The 18,581-nt window shown below is 52.5% G+C and carries 15 protein-coding genes and 1 pseudogene; 5 read left to right on the plus strand and 11 right to left on the minus strand.

What is annotated here, in order from left to right; translation table 11 throughout:
• Positions 1-134 precede the first annotated feature (134 nt).
• From ltrA to U2W12_RS05580, 7 genes and pseudogenes are all read right to left on the minus strand, one after another.
• A pseudogene (gene ltrA, locus U2W12_RS05550) lies at positions 135-1,208 on the minus strand (group II intron reverse transcriptase/maturase); the annotation flags it as partial.
• Between the two features lie 12 nt (positions 1,209-1,220).
• Positions 1,221-1,385, minus strand: coding sequence for a hypothetical protein (locus U2W12_RS05555; protein ID WP_326499674.1), 165 nt, complete (start codon positions 1,383-1,385; stop codon positions 1,221-1,223).
• Between the two features lie 430 nt (positions 1,386-1,815).
• Complete coding sequence (locus tag U2W12_RS05560; RefSeq protein ID WP_326499675.1) at positions 1,816-2,001, minus strand: hypothetical protein; 186 nt, start codon at positions 1,999-2,001, stop codon at positions 1,816-1,818.
• Positions 2,002-2,404: 403 nt separating this feature from the next.
• Positions 2,405-2,884, minus strand: a complete 480-nt coding sequence (locus tag U2W12_RS05565) for a cupin domain-containing protein (protein ID WP_326499676.1) — start codon at positions 2,882-2,884, stop codon at positions 2,405-2,407.
• Positions 2,885-2,943: 59 nt separating this feature from the next.
• On the minus strand, positions 2,944-3,300 hold the full coding sequence (locus U2W12_RS05570; RefSeq protein ID WP_326499677.1) for a nuclear transport factor 2 family protein: 357 nt from the start codon (positions 3,298-3,300) through the stop codon (positions 2,944-2,946).
• An 84-nt stretch (positions 3,301-3,384) separates the two neighbouring features.
• Positions 3,385-4,065, minus strand: coding sequence for an SAM-dependent methyltransferase (locus U2W12_RS05575; RefSeq protein ID WP_326499678.1), 681 nt, complete (start codon positions 4,063-4,065; stop codon positions 3,385-3,387).
• A 42-nt stretch (positions 4,066-4,107) separates the two neighbouring features.
• Complete coding sequence (locus tag U2W12_RS05580) at positions 4,108-4,905, minus strand: methyltransferase domain-containing protein (protein WP_326499679.1); 798 nt, start codon at positions 4,903-4,905, stop codon at positions 4,108-4,110.
• Positions 4,906-4,993: 88 nt separating this feature from the next.
• Between U2W12_RS05580 and U2W12_RS05585 the strand changes: the two genes are divergently transcribed.
• Positions 4,994-5,776: a helix-turn-helix transcriptional regulator gene (locus tag U2W12_RS05585; protein ID WP_326499680.1), complete on the plus strand. Its 783-nt coding sequence runs from the start codon at positions 4,994-4,996 to the stop codon at positions 5,774-5,776.
• A 320-nt stretch (positions 5,777-6,096) separates the two neighbouring features.
• On the opposite strand, the gene U2W12_RS05590 is transcribed toward U2W12_RS05585, so the two are convergent.
• The 3 genes from U2W12_RS05590 to U2W12_RS05600 form a co-directional block, all read right to left on the minus strand.
• Positions 6,097-6,963, minus strand: coding sequence for an SMP-30/gluconolactonase/LRE family protein (locus U2W12_RS05590; RefSeq protein ID WP_326499681.1), 867 nt, complete (start codon positions 6,961-6,963; stop codon positions 6,097-6,099).
• 47 nt (positions 6,964-7,010) lie between these two features.
• Positions 7,011-7,379, minus strand: a complete 369-nt coding sequence (locus U2W12_RS05595) for a hypothetical protein (protein ID WP_326499682.1) — start codon at positions 7,377-7,379, stop codon at positions 7,011-7,013.
• Between the two features lie 171 nt (positions 7,380-7,550).
• Positions 7,551-9,011 (minus strand): DUF2252 domain-containing protein, encoded by a 1,461-nt coding sequence (locus tag U2W12_RS05600; protein WP_326499683.1) that lies wholly within the window; start codon positions 9,009-9,011, stop codon positions 7,551-7,553.
• Between the two features lie 603 nt (positions 9,012-9,614).
• On the opposite strand from U2W12_RS05600, the gene U2W12_RS05605 reads away from it, so the two are divergent.
• A complete protein-coding gene (locus U2W12_RS05605; RefSeq protein ID WP_326499684.1) occupies positions 9,615-11,981 on the plus strand; it encodes an arylsulfatase in 2,367 nt (788 codons plus the stop codon).
• Between the two features lie 20 nt (positions 11,982-12,001).
• The gene (locus tag U2W12_RS05610) at positions 12,002-13,384 is read left to right on the plus strand and encodes a carbohydrate porin (protein WP_326499685.1); all 1,383 of its coding nucleotides are present in this window, start codon (positions 12,002-12,004) and stop codon (positions 13,382-13,384) included.
• A 126-nt stretch (positions 13,385-13,510) separates the two neighbouring features.
• On the opposite strand, the gene U2W12_RS05615 is transcribed toward U2W12_RS05610, so the two are convergent.
• Positions 13,511-14,035 carry a toll/interleukin-1 receptor domain-containing protein gene (locus tag U2W12_RS05615; protein ID WP_326499686.1) on the minus strand — a complete coding sequence of 175 codons (525 nt, stop codon included), beginning with the start codon at positions 14,033-14,035 and terminating at the stop codon, positions 13,511-13,513.
• 394 nt (positions 14,036-14,429) lie between these two features.
• On the opposite strand from U2W12_RS05615, the gene U2W12_RS05620 reads away from it, so the two are divergent.
• Both U2W12_RS05620 and U2W12_RS05625 read left to right on the plus strand, forming a co-directional pair.
• Positions 14,430-14,948, plus strand: a complete 519-nt coding sequence (locus tag U2W12_RS05620; protein ID WP_326499687.1) for a hypothetical protein — start codon at positions 14,430-14,432, stop codon at positions 14,946-14,948.
• Positions 14,881-18,327, plus strand: a complete 3,447-nt coding sequence (locus U2W12_RS05625) for an AAA family ATPase (protein WP_326499688.1) — start codon at positions 14,881-14,883, stop codon at positions 18,325-18,327. The genes U2W12_RS05620 and U2W12_RS05625 overlap by 68 nt, the downstream gene beginning before the upstream one ends.
• The last annotated feature ends 254 nt before the right edge of the window (positions 18,328-18,581 follow it).

An 18,581-nucleotide genomic window follows, 5' to 3' on the forward strand; every position in this document is an offset into this window, starting at 1 on the left:
GCGCATAAGCAACATCAATTTTACATTATTTAACTTCTGGAATTTTGATTAATCTAGGTGGTCGAGTAGCCCAAAGGAATCACACCTTCAGGCTCTCACGCAACGGTACGTGAATCTCTCGATTCATACCGCTCCTATCGTCCAGTCATTCCAGCGAAGGTGATTTGCCAATGTACGAACAAGCTTGGATTTTGCAGCGCTAACCGTTTGATCCATGCTCGTGCCCGTGTTTGGCTCCCCTTCAACCGTTTGTATTTCCTCCTCGCCCAGCGTTCCAGAGCGTAATCGAATTGCCCTAGAATGGGTGCCAACCTTGACCGGTAAAACTGACCGTAGTAGTTGATCCAACCCCGCAATACGGGATTAAATGTCCTCGCGAGGTCTTCGATTGTCAGTTGGGTCCATCGATGCGTTTTCCAACGCCTGATGGTATCGCGCATTGACTTGGCCGCCTTGACGCTGACCGCCGGTATGAAACTCAAAAAAAGGTTGCCACGACGACTCATTGCATGTCTGGGCCTAAAGCTATAGCCCAGAAAATCAAATTGCACAGTGTGGTAGTTGCCCCTTCTGTATCCATCGCGGCAATAAACAATCTTCGTCTTGACCGGATGCAACTCCAGTCCGCATTCGGCAAACCGTTTGGCGATTTGCCGAATCACGCATTGCGCCTCTTTTTCAGTTTTGCAATGGATGATACAGTCATCAGCGTAGCGCTCGAATGGCTTTCCGGCGTGGTTTCGCTGCATCCACTTGTCAAATGCGTAGTGCAAATAGAGATTGGCCAGCAACGGACTGATGACGCCGCCTTGCGGCGTACCTCTATCTCGGGCTTGAATTGTGCCATCCTCCAGTTGCACCGGCGCCTTAAGCCATCTGTCTATGTACAACAGCATCCAGGGATTTTGGGTATGTTTCCGCACAGTTCGCATCAACAGATCATGATCCATGCTGTCGAAGAAAGCCCGTATATCAAGATCCACTACCCAATCATGCTTCCAGCATCGCTGCCGAGCTACTGCCACGGCTTGAATGGCTGACCGACCTGGCCGATAGCCATACGAATCCACATGAAAGTGAGGTTCAATCTCAGGCTCAAGTAGCAACTTAACCGCCATCTGCGCAATCCGATCTGATACCGTCGGAATCCCTAACGGGCGTTTGCCACCATCACTTTTCGGGATCTCCACACGTCTCACCGGTGGCGGATAATAACTTCCTTATGACATCCGATTCCAAAGCTTATAAAGGTTATCTTTGAGATTGACCTCGAAGTCCTGAATCGACTGCTCATCTACGCCCGCCGCACCTTTATTCGCCTTGACGCGCTGATACGCAACCCAGACAAGTTTCTTGGAAATACTAAATGACTTCGCTTTATCCAACGAAATCCTCCTAATTTTCTAGTTGTTTCATCTGATAAAGCTGAACGATGCAGCCCCTTTGCTCCAGTTCCATTACAGAACCTTCATCACTACTACGGACTGCTCCGCCCCTGTGTCTTGCATTGGTACTCTGTCTCTCGTGGGGCCTCCACTTGAGATTCTCCCTTCGCATCAAGACAACAGGTTCTCACGTTCCGTATCAAAGCCTGAAGCAAATTCACGCCACCTCTATGCCGGTCGCCGCTCAGGCAATAAACAGGTTACCCCCGAACTTGTCCTGGAGTGCCGTTAGTCTCCAGTTTTGACGACATCTTACGCTTTCGACACCTCAATAATGGTTCGCTTACGCTCGTCTCCATGATTCGTACCTGACGCAGTCTTGCTTGTGGGCTCACATTAATTGCAAATAAAATTCGGGCTCCAGACCTGATCAGATAGGCGGACCGGCAGCCAAAAACTGGCAGCGTAGTTCAGTCATGCGAGTGGCGTCTAGGCTATTGCTGAATAGAGCCTTGATCTCCGCCGGTTTGGCGTCGAATTGCTCTACCAGATCTTTGACTCGATAGCCGTGTCGTGTCAATGTTGGCTCCAGATCGTCCAGTTGGCGTGACAGCACGGATTCCACCAGATCGGCAGATACTGGTTATCTCACCGGTTTGGTAACCTGCTTCGAGCGACAAAGTGAGATGTAGTTGGATTTGCAACGGTGTCCGCAATCGTGTTGCCAACAGATCAATGGCTTCTGGCGTCAAGATGGATTCAACTGTAATGTCGCTCTTCGTGCATGAGCCGATCAGCCAATGGATGTATTGACGCTGGCTGCCGGCGATACCATCAAGGCTGAACACATCGGTACGAATCCAATCTCTTCCATCGTGGGTCGCCGCAGATCATTGCGTAACTTCGATGCCACAAATTGCTCGCTCAACGCCAAAGATCACTGGCGGCCATGCGTGTAGGCATGAACATCCGTGGGCAACGTACAGTTAGGCGGCTCCATAGATAGCGCAGTGAAAGCTTCAGTAAGGCGTTCCGTCCTTGTGGGTGAAGTGCCATTTGCCGTTCTTGAGATCGGCTTGAAGATCATCGTCCGGGTACGCGCCCTGATCTCCGGAGGTTCTATCGCCGACTTCGAGGTATACGACGACTTCGGAAGTGTCGTTTATCAAGTGGTGGGCATTACCCGTACCGGCCTTAAAGCCGGCGCACATGCCCGGCGCGAGCGGCGTGCTGCCCTCGTCCGTTCGCAGTGTTGGATAGCCGCTGAGGATGTAGATGAATTCGTCCTGTTGGGTATGACTATGGCGAAGGGCAGAGACCGCTTTCGGGGCAAGACGGGTTAAGTTGACACCAAAGTGAGTCAACCCGAAGACATCGCCCAGTTGCCGCTTTTCTCTCCCCTTCATCTGCGAGGCAAACGGTTCAGGGTAATTCGAGGGGGTGGTACGCGGAGGCACTTCTTCTGCCAGCACTGCAATGGGGGGCTTGGGGATACTCATGGGATGTACTTGGGGCTAACCGGTCAGGTGCTGAAGGCTGATATGAAATGAGGTGGTATTCATGGCTCGTAGTGCGCCTGAGCGCGGAAGACCAAGCCGGCTTCATTGAAATGGAAGACCTCTGCCACACGTTGGCCGGTGGCGCCCACGTAATGAATGACAATACTGTTGACCCCAATCAGCGTGCAGAGGGGTTCGAAGCGCAAATTCGGGAAAAGTGTCAGTGCCTTGGTCCAGTAGGCGCCGACCGCCTGTTTACCTTGAAGCCGTCCTTCCGGATTACCGGTCACCTGGATGATAACCGGCGAGGACATTTCGAAGTCATCGGTGTAGTGAGCCAGGATGCGGGGTAAATCGTGCGCATTCCAGGCATCGAGCCAATTCTTGGCAAAGTGTTCGGCGAATTCTCTGTTCATTCGATAGTGGCTTGTGGCGGTCTGTGCCAAACATTGTCTTCGGCTGAGTAAGCGGTTAGCTGCTGCCTCCGCAGGAAAGCTTTATTATACATTTTTTGCCACTAGCATTTGTGTGGCCCCTTTTTGGAATTCATAGTGCACGTCAACCAAAGCGACATTGATCCCGCCTACCTCCAATTCAGCGATGACGGGCTTAAGATGCGGTGAGGCTTGATTGTTGCTAAGCGATAGCAGGGGATAAACCCGAACTTCTTTGGCTATACGGCACAGCTCTTTCATCGAAAGAATATGCTGATTCTGATCCACGTGCTCGCTATACAAGAACAAATAATGCGAACACAGCGCGATTTCAAATTCACCATCCTCGAACGGAAGGGCTGGCAAGGAGGCATTCAGGTAGCGACCGCTGTCTTTTGCTACGCCATAATCAGCGAGAAAGCGGCGCATGGCCTGCATTCTTACTTTCCCCAGCGCTTCCACATTGGGAATGTGCTTCCAAACATAGTCATCTTTATGTTTGGAAACTTGTTCGATGACTTGGGAGTACACTTCACCAATTCTGGATTGAATTTGATCGGCATTAAATTGATAGATAGGGTCAACTGAAATGACATGGCCGTTTTGTTCGGTTAATTCAGCATTAAAAGATACCGGCCCATCCCCACAGCCAAGAATTTTCTTGCTGAGGTCATCGGTTGAAAGCGAGAACATTGCTTTGTACTCACTTAACGATCGGCCCCAAGGGATGACGCTTGATAATTCCACACTATTTCCTCAATGTATTTCTGAACGAGTTTGAACTGATATTTATACTTTTTCTGCTTCCACTTCAAGCCGTACCATCGGGACATGAACACGGCCCTCTGCATCCAGGGGGGCTTTCTCAAGGTAGCTTGTGGCGATTAATTCAATAAATTGCTCCCTTTCACCTTCGGACACACGTTCGGTATAGGGTAACCATGTCGTCCGGATCCAGCCTTTGAATTTTTCCCTATTCGCATGTACGGCATCTTTGCTAATCAGTTCCACACGTTGAGTTTGGAAACCGGCTGCCAACAACATGCCCTCATAGTCTTCTATCCCCATAAAGCCGTAAGGAAATTCGAAATTTTGAAAATATGCCTTCCATTCAGGGAGTAACAGAATTTGATTCAAAACGGATAGATACGAACGGACCCCGTCCTTCGCGCCCATTTGCAGCAGGATTTTTCCACCCGGTTTGAGGCTTTTAAACAGCCCTTCTACCACAGATCTGTGATCTTTGATCCAGTGCAATACTGCATTGGAAAACACCACGTCAAACCGGTTTTCAAAGGCTAACGCGCGGGCATCCATCAGTTCAAATATGAGGTTCGGATAGCGGCTGGCGGGATATTGCCGGCGGGCGAGCGTAACCATTGAACTTGAGTTATCAATCCCAATGACGGTTCCATTGGGTACCAGATCGGCTATTTCAGCGGTTACCTTGCCATCGCCGCAACCCAGGTCAAGAACATCTTCTGACCCGGTCAGCGCTAATTTTGCGATCAACTCGCTGGCCCATTGCTGTTGGGCTGCGGAGTTTTGCTGGTAATCCCCGGCATTCCAATTATATGCACTCATCATGAATTCCTAAACTAATGGATGGAATGCTATTGTTTCGCCATAGTTTAACTGGTACAAGATAACACTTTATACGGGTATAAAAACAACCATGACCGGATCCCATCCGCGCCGTCTCCTCGGCTCCTTTATCCGCGCCCACCGCGAGCATTTGCCCGTACCCACTAAAGCGATGGGGCGGCGACGAACGCCTGGGTGGCGGCGCGAAGAATTGGCCGATGCGGCCGGCGTGAGTGTCACCTGGCTCACTTGGTTGGAACAAGGACGTGATGTGAAGGCTTCGGTAGCCGCGCTAACGCGTCTTGCCGAGGCGTTACAACTCATGCCGGCCGAACGGGCTTCGTTGTTCGATCTGGCGGGTAAACGCGATCCGGCCGGTGCGGTTGAACCGCGGACGGAACTGTTGCCGGAACTTCTAAATTTGCCCTCGCTGTTTAAGGGACCGGCCTATCTGATCGATCGCAACTGGACGGCCAGGACCTGGAATAATGAGGCGACCCAATTATTCATCGGCTGGCTGGACACCGCATCAACAGAACGCAATTTACTGAAATTTGTCTTTCTTAATCCCGATGCGCAGCGCTTGATAATCGATTGGTCGGAGCGTGTTCGGCGCTTGGTTGCCGAATTCCGTGCCGACTATAGCCGACGCCCGCAGGATTCAAATATGCAAGCACTGATTGACGAGCTGTTAGCTAAAAGTCAGGAATTCTCCCACTATTGGCGAGAACAAGCTGTGCTAAACAGAGAGGGCGGGGAACGTTGTTTTAACCATCCCTTACAGGGGGAACTGATTTATTTACAGACCACATTGATTGTCGCCTTGCAACCTGACTGCAAACTGGTTTGTTTGATACCTTTGAAGGAGAAGTAACGATTAGATAACGCTGATTTTTCGGACACTAGTCGATTCTTTGCATATTCTTGCTCAAAGATGCCGTCCAAAATTATATAAACCAGTCAGTTTTTCCTACTTCAAAGCAGTCACTGGTAATGCAGTTTAGCTATAAGCCGGCAGTCGGCCAATTCCCGCCACCTGGTGGATGTCAACGAATGGCTGGTTGCCTTGCCATTGCTGCCCGTCAGGCCAATCGACCTAGTTCAGCAGCTGGTTCGGCGCTGTCCAAGCTAGAATTCGAAGTCGAACCCTTTCGCCTTCGCTACTCGGTAAATGGCATCGAAGCACTCGCTACTTCATGGTATTCCTGCACCCGGAACATCCACCTCGACAACTCGGAAGCTTGCGCTCGGATTTCGCTGGATTTCTGCCGGATCGTGGGAGCCAGACGCACAGATGAAGAGGTGCCGGCGTTCCGGATCTCCCAGCATTACCGCATAGGCATGAGTGTCAATCTTGATCCGATCCGTGATCTCCCCGCCTTCGCGAACCCGCACCAGACTGTCCTCGCCCTCTGGATTGGCGCACCACACAGCCCCCTGGGCGTCGAGGCAGATGCCATCAGGGTCAACGGACGAGGGCAACTGTGCCCAGACCTGCCGGTTGCTGAGGGAGCCGTCCTCCTGGATATCGAAGGCGGTCAGGCGATGGCCGAGCGTCTCGCCGACGATGAGCCTTCGTCCGTCGGGGGTGATAACCATGCCGTTCGGGAAGAAGAGCTTGTCGGCGACCACGGACGCTCGACCATCAGGGGCGACGAGGACGATCACGCAGGTTTCGACGGGCTTGGCCGCCGGGTCCAGGAAGTTGTAGCCGATGTCCCCCACATACAGACGGCCTTTGGCGTCCACGATGCCGTCGCTCAAGCAGAACTGGGTCAAGTCGCTGATGTCGGCCACTTGTTGAAGGGCAGCTCCGGCCCTACGGTGAATCTGACGCTGAAACGCATCACCAACCACGACCGTTCCCTCGGGGATGAGCCCGAAACCGTTCGGGATGAACGGCAGTTCCAGTACCGTTGCGACAGAACCGGTGAGGTCCACAGTCTTGATCCGATTGTCGTGGATGTCGATGAACCACAACTTGCCGTTGTACCAACGGGGACTCTCGGTGAACTTCAGGCCGGAGGTGGAATCAACCAGTGTTCTGATGTGGGTCATCATCGCGTACTTTCTCGTTGGTGTTTGGGTTCTGGCTACCTACAGATGTCTCAGGATTCGGCCCGATTGACGAACGCTAAGATCAAGTCAGTGATCGCCCGAGTTACATGCCCCTTGCCGGTAAGGTCGTTGCAGAAAAGTATCTCGCCGGGGTGGAATCGCCGCGCTTCGCCGTCGCTGGTCACCACTTCGCCCTCGCCCGACAGGACGATGGCGATGTAGGGCTGGGGGGCGTTGTGGGCGGGCGCGTCCGTCCCGGCTGGGACCGAGAAAACGCACATGGTCGTGACAGCCCCGCAATCGCTCATCTGCCCCATGGGATTCGGCGGTGGACCCATGGCAACCCCACGGTCCGGTATGTCCTGGATGCCGAAGTGCGTCTCGCCCCGTTCGTCTGCATGGACCATGGGGAATTTCATAACTGTTATCCTCCTGGTTTATGGTAGATCGAGTTCCTTGAACGGTGTCAGACCCCGATCCCTTTCTCTCTCGCTACTTTGTAGGTGGCATCGAGATAACATCCTATCAGTCTAAAAAGACAAAAGCTACTTGGCCTCACACAACATTGCGGCAGCAGTAAGCCATCCCGATCATTCATTTTCTTCGATAATGGCCTTCACTCGTCTAGAGTTGACGGCCTGAACCAAAGCCGCGTGATCGCGCTCGGTCTGGTCCGCATAGGCCATCGCAAAGCTGCCGATCGCTTGGTCGAAGCTGTCCGATTTGCCCAGATAGCCGCTGATCGTCGCCGCATCCCCGGATCGGGCATGGGCGCGGGCCAAGGTCCAGCCGCATATTTCGGCATAAAGGTGAAATTGCTGGACTGTACCGCCTTCAATCGGCGCGGACATTTTCATATCGCGCAACTGACGCACGAAGAAATCGCGGCCGGTATCAGACACTCGAGCCCACCCCAAAAAAATGTCGCTGGACGATTGTATCAGCCGTTGCCCCATCACCACGCGCTGCGCGTGATTATCATAGCGGCTTTCGCCGGCATAGGGCTCCAACACCGAAGGGCAGGCTTCCTTGAACTGCAGCAACAAGGGATGATTCTCCGCGGAGAAAAATAGCCCGACGAAGCAGCGTGTGCCGACGCTGCCGATGCCGACGACTTTCGCTGCAAAGTCTTCCAGACGATAGCGGTCGAACAGCACTCGGCGCTCGTCCGAAAGGCTTTGGCGATAGGCTTCAAGCACGTCTTGAGCCCGCTGTGCATACTCCTCGCCTTGAACATGGAACATTATCGGCGGCTGGTCGAGTAGTCGGTGGCGTCCTCCCACCACAGAGGCAATTTTAGGCAGGAGATAATCGCCAATACGCTGCTGCGCTTTCTCGACTAACCTCTCGCGGAATCTTCTAATTTTTTCATCGGGCGCCATCGCAATCAGGGTGTCGGCATCCAGGCGGTCATACCAGATTTCCAAGGGATTCATCTTTGAATACTCCCGTAATTTCTCCCGATACGCCCGGACGCATTCGACGGCTACCGCTTGAGCGTCTTCGTCGCTGAACTGTCCGTCACGGACAGCAACCGCGAAACTGGCCGCCAGGCGTTTGATATCCCATTCCCAGGGGGCGGGCAGGGTTTCGTCGAAATCGTTGATGTCGAATATCAAATTGCGTTCGGGAGTGGCGAACGCGCCGAAATTGAGCAGATGGCAGTCGCCGCAGGCTTGTACCCGCAAGCCGGTGGTTGGCGTGGTCGACAGATCGTAAGCCATCAGCCCAGCGGAACCGCGTAGAAAAGTGAAGGGGCTGCGCAACATGCGCCCATAACGGATCGGTACGAGTTCCGGTACTCGGTCCTGATTGGACGCTTCCAGGACATCAATGGGGTCTTGGCGATTAGCCGGCGCTGTCCACCCGGCGTGGCTCGCGCGCGTCACCTTCTCGCGTAGCAGCTTGCCGGCGGCGATACGCTCCTCGCGGGAGCGAAATTCTACATGCTGCGGCTCCACCGAAGCGACCGAGGTTTCCGCTTTTTTGGCTTTTTTGTGAATGGAGACTACCGTATCTTTTTTCTCGGTTTTTTTCTCTTTGGTGATCATGACTTTGTTGCCCTTATGTTTAAGTTATTAAATAAATCATGGACTAAATTTCGATAATTTGGCAATTCGTAAAAATACCAATAGTTTGCACCGTAGGATGAGTCATATTTGCTTACACTAGGTTCTGTTGACGTAACGCTTACCGCTAATCAATGAGTTACTATCGTGCTGAAATGAAATAAAGGCATCCAAAGACTCTTTGGGATTCTGAGTTTAGACAAGCCATGCTGAATTAACGGTGCCTATAATTGCCATTTATTCTAACCACATGATTTATATAAATTAGTGATTGTCTTCTTATATCAGCATAACCTAGAACTTAACATATTTCACATGAGCGGACTGATCCAAACAAGAATTCATTTTTTTCAACCCAGACATTAGACTAAAGTCCAATAGTGCGATCTGCTTGCTCTGGAATATAGTGACTCCATGGGAAATGGAATAGAATCGTTGCAGAGAAATGATTGTTGGAAACCTCTAAAAATAACAAAACCCCTTAATTGAGCCCAAAAACGTAACAGCGTGATTTAATTGTGCCGAGTTCTAGATGACAATAGCTGAGCCACTGCCTGGGAATTTTCTTAACCATACGGAAGAATAATGAAAAAAAATCATATTGTGTTTGTCACTTTAATGACTTTGTTTTTGGCCAGTTTCGAAGTCCCCGCAGCCAAAAGCGAAGCCAAGCAAAAAGAAGGCATCGATCGCACCGTACTGCCGATTTCGGAACCCACCCCTCCTCGGATTACCGAACTTGATGTTCGCAACGCCAAAGCCCCGCCGCGTTTTGAAGTGAAAGCACCTAAGGACGCGCCAAACGTGGTTATCGTACTGATCGACGACATGGGATTTGGTACCGCGAAAACTTTCGGCGGCCAGGTTGAAATGCCAACTTTGGACAGTCTGGCTCAAGGCGGCTTGCGATACAATAATTTTCATACGACCGCCCTATGCTCGCCTACTAGGCAAGCATTAAAAACCGGTCGTAACCACCATACCGGCAACACGGGTTCTATCATGGAAACCGCGACGGCTTTCCCCGGTAATACCGGTGTGCTTCCCGGCAGCGTAGCACCGTTGGCCGAAATGCTTAGGCTCAATGGTTACAGTACCGGCGCCTTCGGCAAATGGCATGAAACTGCTCCTTGGGAAACCAGTGTCTCGGGGCCTTTTACTCGCTGGCCTACTTTGCAGGGTTTTGACAAGTTTTATGGTTTTCTCGGAGGGGAAACCAACCAGTGGTCACCGACTATTTTTGACGGGGTGACCAAAGTCGAGCCGCCGCACGATCCGAAGTATCACTTCACTACGGATATGACCAACCAGGCCATTGCCTGGGTGCGATACCAGCAGGCGCTGACGCCCGACAAGCCATTCTTTATCTACTATGCACCCGGCGCAACGCATGCGCCACACCATGTAGCGAAGGAGTGGTCGGATAATTACAAAGGCAAATTCGACCAGGGCTGGGATAAGTTGAGGGAGGAAACGTTACAGCGGCAAATCCAATTGGGGGTTGTCCCAACCGGAACCCGGCTAGCGGGCAAACCGGAGGCTATCAAGGATTGGGACAAACTTTCAGACGATGAAAAGCGCCTGTTCACACGTCAGGTCGAAGTCTACGCTGGCTTCGCCGAACAGACCGATCACGAGATTGGCCGTCTGGTCAACACCCTAAAGGAAATCGGCGAATTGGACAACACCTTGTTCATCTATATCGCGGGTGACAATGGCGCCAGCGCGGAAGGCGGTATGTCGGGTATGTACAACGAAATAACCTATTTCAACGGCATCAAGGAAACCGTCGAGGACCAAATCAAACATATCGATCATTGGGGAGATCCGAAAACTTTTCCGCATATGGCGGCGGGCTGGGCAGTGGCTTTCGATACGCCTTTCATGTGGACCAAACAGGTGGCATCCAACTTTGGAGGCACCCGCAACGGTATGGTGATTCACTGGCCCAAAGGCATTCAGGCTAAAAACGAAATCCGCAGTCAGTTTCATCACGTCATCGACATTGCGCCGACCGTACTGGAAACGGCTCATCTTCCGGAACCCAAGATCGTCAATGGGGTTAAACAGATTCCAATCGAGGGTGTCAGCCTGGCATACAGTTTTAATGATGCACACGCCAAAGATCGCCACCTGACTCAATATTTCGAAATTTTCGGCAACCGTGCCATTTACCACGACGGCTGGTTTGCCGGAACGGTGCATAAGGCGCCTTGGGAGCCGCAACCTCGCCACCCATTGGCCGAAGATGCCTGGGAGCTATTCGATGTGCGTAAGGACTTTAGCCTCAGCAACAATCAGGCAAAGGATAATCCAAAGAAATTGGCTCAGATGCAAAAACTGTTCATGTCGGAAGCGGCCAAGTACAACGTGCTGCCGATCGACGACCGTGGTATCGAACGATTTAATGCCAAGCTGGTCGGCCGGCCCGACCTGATGGGCGATCGCACGTCCCTGACTCTTGCAGAAGGCATGACCGGGATGCTGGAAAATGTCTTCATCAACGTGAAAAACCGGTCCAAGACCATTACCGCCAAGATCGATATTCCCCAAGGTGGCGCTAATGGCGTTATCATTGCCCAAGGTGGACGGTTTGGTGGGTGGAGTCTGTACCTTAAGGATGGAAAACCTGCTTATACTTATAACTACCTTGGACTGAACAACTACACTATCAATGCCAAGGAGGCATTGCCAGCCGGTAAGGCGGTCTTGGTGTTCGATTTTGCTTACGATGGTGGCGGCCTGGGCAAAGGTGGCATGGGCACACTCTCTGTCGATGGCCGTAAAATCGCCGAGGGCCGCATCGAACGCACGCATCCAATGGCCTTCTCAGCGGACGAAACTGCCGATGTGGGGACTGACGAAGCCACACCGGTAGTCGATGACATCGGCGAAGGCGCTAAAACCCGATTTACCGGCAAGATCGAGTCGGTGACAATCGATGTGAAATAGGTTTTAACAGGAATTTAGCCATGCATATATTTATTAGGACGGTTCTGTTCGGTGCGCTGGCCTTCAGCCATGCCGTACAAAGCGGCGAGACTCCTGGCGGAGCAACTTATTCCGGGGAGCTTTTCTCTCGTTCCACACTCACCGGCGACTGGGGCGGCGTTCGTAACGACATGGCCGAGCACGGGGTGACGCTGGATTTGAATGCGACCCATGTGACCCAGCATGCCGCGTCCGGCGGCTATGATGGCTCCCTGTTAAGTCAGTTCCCCGGAAATCGGATCAGTCAATCGTTCCCTCGTTTGAAAGAGACTGCAAGCGATGCAATGTTCAACATGCTGTTGAAGATCGATACCGGCAAGGCAGGGCTTTGGCCAGGCGGCTTCTTGACGGTGCGCGGAGAAGGAAGAGTGGGCGATTCGCTAGGCATTCGCACCGGCGGCCTGATGCCATCCAACGGCGATGCCTTGTCCCCCCAAGTGCCGAACCATGCAAACCAAGAGGTACTGGCGCTGACTGAACTGACTTATGCCCAGTTTTTGTCGGAAAAGTTCGGCGTTGCATTCGGCCTGATGAATGTGGCGGATGGCGACAAGAATGAATTTGCCGGAAATTTGCGTTCCCGCTCCCAATTTATGAACGTCGGGATGCGGATTTCGCCGGTCATGGGCGCCGTCGTGCCGTTGCTAACGACATTAGGGGCAACCGTCATTATTCATCCAACCAAAAATATTATCGGCACTGCGGGATTTATCAATGCGGAAGAAACAGCGGGATATAACCCTTTCGAACGGAACAAAGGAACGACTTTTCTGACCGAATGGCAATTCAAGCACACCTTGGCCGGTTTGCCTGGAAAGCAAACGTTCGGTTTCGCTTACGGCTTCGACCGGAAGAAGCTTGATTATGGTACGGATCCCCGTTTGCATTTGGCGTCAATCCTAAGAACAGGAGAGGCTGTCAAAACCAACGCCGATATCTGGGCCCTTTATTACAATGCCCACCAATATATTCAGGGGGACTCGAAGGGAGGTTGGGGACCTTTTGTCCGCGCCGGTGTGTCCGATGGTCATCCGAACCCGGTCAAATGGAGTGTCGCTTTCGGCCTGGGCGGTGTCGGCGTGGGTTCCTGGCGCCCCCATGACAATTGGGGTATTGGCGGCTATGCGCTTGGCGCAAGCGATGAACCCACCCTCAACCGCCTGGGAATTCATGACGAAACCGGTCTCGAAGCCTTTTATAATGCCGCCTTTACACCCTGGCTGCATGTGACTGCCGATGTACAGTATGTCAATTCGGCCTTGACCGGAGCGAACCTACCCGGCCTGGGCCATTTACCGGCCGTGATTCTGCCTGGCCCAAAGGAGGCGTGGGTAGTGGGAGTCAGAACGAATCTGGATTTTTGAAGCTTCTTACGCCTTGGAGTTATCGTTTCTAAAATCGAGGCGTTGTTTTCCGAAAAGAAGAAATCTATCTACGCTCCCTATCGATGGAAATCCCCAAAAAAACTAGCTCGACTAAACTCCGCTACTTTATCGTCTTGGCCTTGCTGGTTTTGCTGGGTTTATCCGTAGGTCTGTTTTTTTTAAAGCTAAGGCCTGTGGCCCCTTGCCGTACCAATCGCACAGATCGAGATATTGCCGTTGACGCAAGTTGACAATCCACTTATCAAGCTGCGTTTCCCCACCACCTGTTTCGAAGCTCGGTACTTTGACAATATATACAGGCGCAACACCCTCGCCAGGAAAGGCTCGGTCAAGTTCGTGCTCTAAATAAATCTCCCACTCCTTTCGGCAGTAGCGGCTCTCGAAATAAGCTGGCGAGACAACAACCAACATAAGCTCAGCATCGCGAAGTCCTGTCAATATGCGGTGTTCCCAGTCAGCCATGGTCTGGATCTCATCCCGGTCAAAAAAGATTAGCAGCGGGACAGGGCTAAAACGCGAGTGCTCTTCCTCAATGGCACTGATTAATTCCGTCACCCATCCGTCAGAGTCGTCAATGTGGGCGTAACTCACGAATACAGCATATTTAAAAGATTGTTCAGTTGGTGTCATTCAGCTACTTACCTTATGTCAGACATATCGGTCTGGTGAAATGCATATGATCCATGATCAAGTTACCATAAAAGCAAGCACTATCATTTATCAAACACTTGCTTCTTCACACTAGTCGTGGCAGGGGTATTTGATCGGAAGATGATACAGATATTCAGCAATCATGGCCTCCAATTGGGGTGGTTAAAAACAAATTAAATACCCAAATACCTGTTTTAGCCAGAACCTTTCCGTTCCCTATTCACTGAAAGTCGCTGCGTGACGGCTTTTGCATATAAACGAGCTGTTCACAGACGATTGGTGGCCGGCGGGTTTTGGCCGATTGGGTAAGGTCGCCAATGGCTGCTTTGTAGCCCTCCAGTTTGCAGAATCTGGATTTGGCTGACTGGCCGGTTTGGATAAACGCGACCGGCAGGAATGGGTCTATCCGAGGCATTCGATCTATTTAAATTTTTTCCAGTTTACTGCTTTTCGGGCGCCAGTTTTTTTTGCCGTCACGGATTTCCCGATTGCCAAGACGATCACGAGCCTCCTGATTTTGAATCAGTTTGCCAGGCTGCGCCAAAAACTGCTGGAAGTTTTATGTTCGGTCGTTATCCTCAATTTCGTGGTAGCAGTCGGTATTGCGCCATTCTACCGCGCGGTTGGAGGCATCGGCATTTTACAGTTGCTGTTTTCGTGGATTTGCTTTGTAAAAGGCGATCAGGGCGTCTTCCACTTCTCTCGCGGCGCCATCCAATCAAATCCATTTGAACGGTTTTCTCGGAAGGTCTCATCGTATATCATGTGCATATCCTCAACGCCCTCACCCGCGCGTCTTCCATCGATTTATAAAACAATAACCTATGAAGATTCTCAGCATTCACTTCAAAAACGTCAACTCGTTGGAAGGCGAGCATCGGATCAATTTTGAACAATCCCCGTTTGCCGACACCGGCGTATTTGCGATAACGGGGCCGAACGGTTCGGGCAAAACCAGCATTCTGGACGCGATTACGCTGGCATTGTATGGCGAGACTTACCGCTTCGACCGTCCGGCCGAGCACGTAATGACCCGGCATACCGCCGAATGTTTTTCCGAGATCGTGTTTGCGTTGGGTCAGGAAAAATACCGCTCGTATTGGCGGGTGCTGCGCGATGCGAGCGGCGGGTTATTGCCGCCAGAGATGCAGTTTCTGCACTTGAACGATCATGAGGAAGTGCTGGCGTTGACGCCGCATGAAGTCAATGCGCGAATGACCGAAATCACCGGTATGAATTTCCGTAATTTCACCCGCTCCATCATGCTCGCTCAGGGCGATTTCGCCGCGTTTCTGAATGCGCTGGACAGCGAGCGGATGGACATGCTCGAAAAAATCGTCGGCACCGATATTTATGCCGACCATAAGCGCGATATCGAAACCAAGCTGGCCGATGCCAATCAGAACCTGGAGCGGATCAGCCGGGAACTGACGCTGGTGCCGATTATGGACGCGGCGAAACGAGAGGCCTCCGAGCATGACTTGCAGGACTTCAACAACCAGTTTAACGAATTGCAGGAGGAGTTGGACTGGCTTCAGGAACAGCAACTCGCGCTGCAAAAGATAGAAGCCCTGCAAGGCCGGATCGAGGGGCAAAAAAAGGAACTGCAAGACTTCGAAAACGAGCATGACCGCATGCAACAAATCCTGAACCGCCTGGATAAATTGCAGGATTTGAAACCGTTAGCTGATGATCTGCATGCGCTCCAGGAAAGCAGTCAGGCTGTGCGGGAGAGCCAGTCGGCATTGGCCGCGTTAACCTCCGAATTGAAACAACTGGAAGATTTGCTGGCCGGATACGGTCAACCCCCAATGGCGCCGGAAGCCTTAGGCGCCAAATCTCTCGAAGATCAGCAGCAATCGCTTTATGACCTGCAGGCGCAAATGAGCCAGCTTGAGTTGGCGCGGTCGATGCAGACGGGCAAGTTGCAGGCGCTGGCCGCACAAGGCGTCGAAAAGAAAGCCGCGTTGCAGGAGATCAACACTTGGCTCGAACAGCATGCCGGCGATGCGCCCTTGATCGATAATTTTCCCGAGACGATCAAACTAAAAAATCTGCGCACGGACATCAAGGAGTTGAGCCAAAAGCAAAAGGCCTTTGACGAATGGGCAAAAAACGCGTCGGCGGCGCTTCGCAATACGCAAGCGTCGATCGACAAGGAAACCGCCAACGTCGCCAGGTTGCAGGAGCAACTCGCAACCGAGGAAAACACCGTCAGCTCGCTGCTGCAAAGCAGAACGCCCGAGGAACTTGCCGAATTACACCGCGACCAGCAGGAGCGCGTGAAGTCGTTCAAGGCGTTGCAGGAACTGGCGATACAGTACCGCAAACTGGCCGGGACCGGTTCCGGCCTTTTCGGGCTGTTCAGAAAGGCGCCGAGCTCGGCGCCCGATCCGGATGCGCTGGCGGCCGAACTCGCGGAACTTCGCGAATCGATCAAACGCGACGAAAACATCAAGCTGATTCTCGAAGGCGCGGTTTACCGCGAAAACATGATGCGGCGGATGGTTGCCGACCGCCATCATCTGATCGACGGCAAGCCCTGCCCTTTGTGCGGCGCGTTGCAGCATCCTTATGCGAAACAACCGCCCGCGGTCGGCAGTTCCGAGAAGGCGCTGGTCGATCAGCAGGCGCGCATACGCGCGGAAATCGCAAAGGCCGAACGGATGGAAGTCGAGGTCGAGGATGCGCGCAGGTTGGCGCAAAAACATGCGGTGACCAATCAAAAAGCGCGGCAGATTCAGGCCCAATGGGGCACCTTGCGCAACCGCCTGAATATCGCGCAAAACCTCGAGATCGATCAAATCAAACGCATGAGCGAGCTTTATGACGAGGAAGACAAGCAACTCAAAGAGATCGCTTTTCTGCTCGGCAAGCACCGCAACAAGATTCAAGGCATCGAAAAACTGAAGGCGCAGCTTGCGAAAAGCAGCGCGGCGATCGAGCAATTGACCGCCACGTATCAAAAACTCGAAGCGGAACGGGAAGATCAGCCGCAGGATCCTTTCGAAATCACGAATGCATTGAGCGCGGCGATTCAGGAAGAAAAGGAACTGGCGATAAAAGTCAACGAACAGCTTGCCTTGCTCGGCGAAAAAATGCCGGGCAAAGGCAAGGAAGAACTGTTTTACGACAAACTCAGCCGCCGTCGTCACGATTATCACAGCCAGTTAATTCGGAAAGAAGGGTTGGAGGAAGACCTGCAAGCGTTGGCAGCCAGCGACAAGGCGCTCCGTGAGGAATTGAAGGGCTACGAAGAAAAAATCGCCGGCTTCAGCCATAAGCTGCAAAAGGAGGAAAGCGTTGCACTGCATTTGGCGCTGCTCGACAAACAGAAGCTGATAGCCACCGAGCGCGTACGGCTTGCCAAAAAGCAGGCGCAATCAAATTTGCTGGAGAAAAACCTGCAAACGAAAATACGCGAAGCCAATTTTTCAGGGGTCGAAGAGGTCAAGGAAACCCTGTCGCTACAGGCGTCCCGCCTCGAACTGGAACAGAAAGCCGCCTATCTGGCGCAGCGCGCCGTCGAAACCGCGGCCGTCATGGACAGTAACCGTCAGCAATTGGAAGCCGCAACGCTCGAAAAAGACACCGAACTGTCGCTCGATGAAATCAATGCGCAGGTGCACAGCGTCTCCCAAAAACTCGAAATCGCGCATTTCGAAGTGCGGCATCTGGACAATTTGCTGAAGGAGCAGGAGCGCCTGCGCAGCAAATACGATGCGGTGCAAGTCCACCTCGAAGAGCAGGAGGCGGTCGTAAAGGCGTTGACCGAAGAGCAGCAACTGATCAACGCCGAAAACGGCATGGCATTCCGCCGCCGTGTGAGGGAGAAAATCGCCGACCAATTGCTCGGCAAGACCAATGCCTTGCTCGAAAAACTCAGCGGCCGCTATTATCTTCGCAAAATGCCGAGCGAAAATGGATTGGCGCTCGAGATAGAGGATACCTTGCAAGGCAACGCGCGCCGTCTACCGCGCAGTTTGTCCGGCGGAGAAAGTTTCGTGGTCAGCCTGGCCTTGGCCCTGGGGCTATCCGAACTGGCCAGCAACGGCAAATCGGTCGATTCGCTGTTCCTCGACGAAGGCTTCGGCAGCCTCGACGCCGAGACCTTGTTTACCGTGATCACCACGCTCGAAAGCCTGCATACGCAGCACGGCAAAACGGTCGGCGTGATTTCGCATGTCGACAGCGTACAGAAACGCTTCAAGGCGCGCCTGCAGATCGTCAAAAAACCGAACGGCATGGGCATGTTGAAGATGGCGTCATAAAAGAGCGGTGCCATTGCGTGAAGCCGTTCATGGTGGACTTATCGGCTTCGCGCAAACAAGCCTTGCCGAATCTTGAGCGTTTTAACCCGCGTTTCGACAGGCTTCGCTGCAAGGGCGGCCTTAGGACAGGCTAGCGATTAAATCGCCCCCATTTTGAATAAAAACCTTCCCTCAAAATCCCCACCAACCCCAGAAAACTCAACTTTTAGCCGGATCAATTGGCTAGCCGCGCTAAATTGATTATACTGGCCCCA

The sequence above is a fragment of the Methylomicrobium sp. Wu6 genome (assembly GCF_035916875.1).
Taxonomy (GTDB): domain Bacteria; phylum Pseudomonadota; class Gammaproteobacteria; order Methylococcales; family Methylomonadaceae; genus Methylomicrobium.

Bases quoted from the DNA above. Each gene is read 5' to 3' on its own strand.
- U2W12_RS05565 (WP_326499676.1), bottom strand. From the start codon at position 2,884: ATGAGTATCCCCAAGCCCCCCATTGCAGTGCTGGCAGAAGAAGTGCCT.
- U2W12_RS05570 (WP_326499677.1), bottom strand. From the start codon at position 3,300: ATGAACAGAGAATTCGCCGAACACTTTGCCAAGAATTGGCTCGATGCC.
- U2W12_RS05580 (WP_326499679.1), bottom strand. From the start codon at position 4,905: ATGATGAGTGCATATAATTGGAATGCCGGGGATTACCAGCAAAACTCC.
- U2W12_RS05585 (WP_326499680.1), top strand. From the start codon at position 4,994: ATGACCGGATCCCATCCGCGCCGTCTCCTCGGCTCCTTTATCCGCGCC.
- U2W12_RS05590 (WP_326499681.1), bottom strand. From the start codon at position 6,963: ATGATGACCCACATCAGAACACTGGTTGATTCCACCTCCGGCCTGAAG.
- U2W12_RS05595 (WP_326499682.1), bottom strand. From the start codon at position 7,379: ATGAAATTCCCCATGGTCCATGCAGACGAACGGGGCGAGACGCACTTC.
- U2W12_RS05600 (WP_326499683.1), bottom strand. From the start codon at position 9,011: ATGATCACCAAAGAGAAAAAAACCGAGAAAAAAGATACGGTAGTCTCC.
- U2W12_RS05605 (WP_326499684.1), top strand. From the start codon at position 9,615: ATGAAAAAAAATCATATTGTGTTTGTCACTTTAATGACTTTGTTTTTG.
- U2W12_RS05610 (WP_326499685.1), top strand. From the start codon at position 12,002: ATGCATATATTTATTAGGACGGTTCTGTTCGGTGCGCTGGCCTTCAGC.
- U2W12_RS05615 (WP_326499686.1), bottom strand. From the start codon at position 14,035: ATGACACCAACTGAACAATCTTTTAAATATGCTGTATTCGTGAGTTAC.
- U2W12_RS05625 (WP_326499688.1), top strand. From the start codon at position 14,881: ATGAAGATTCTCAGCATTCACTTCAAAAACGTCAACTCGTTGGAAGGC.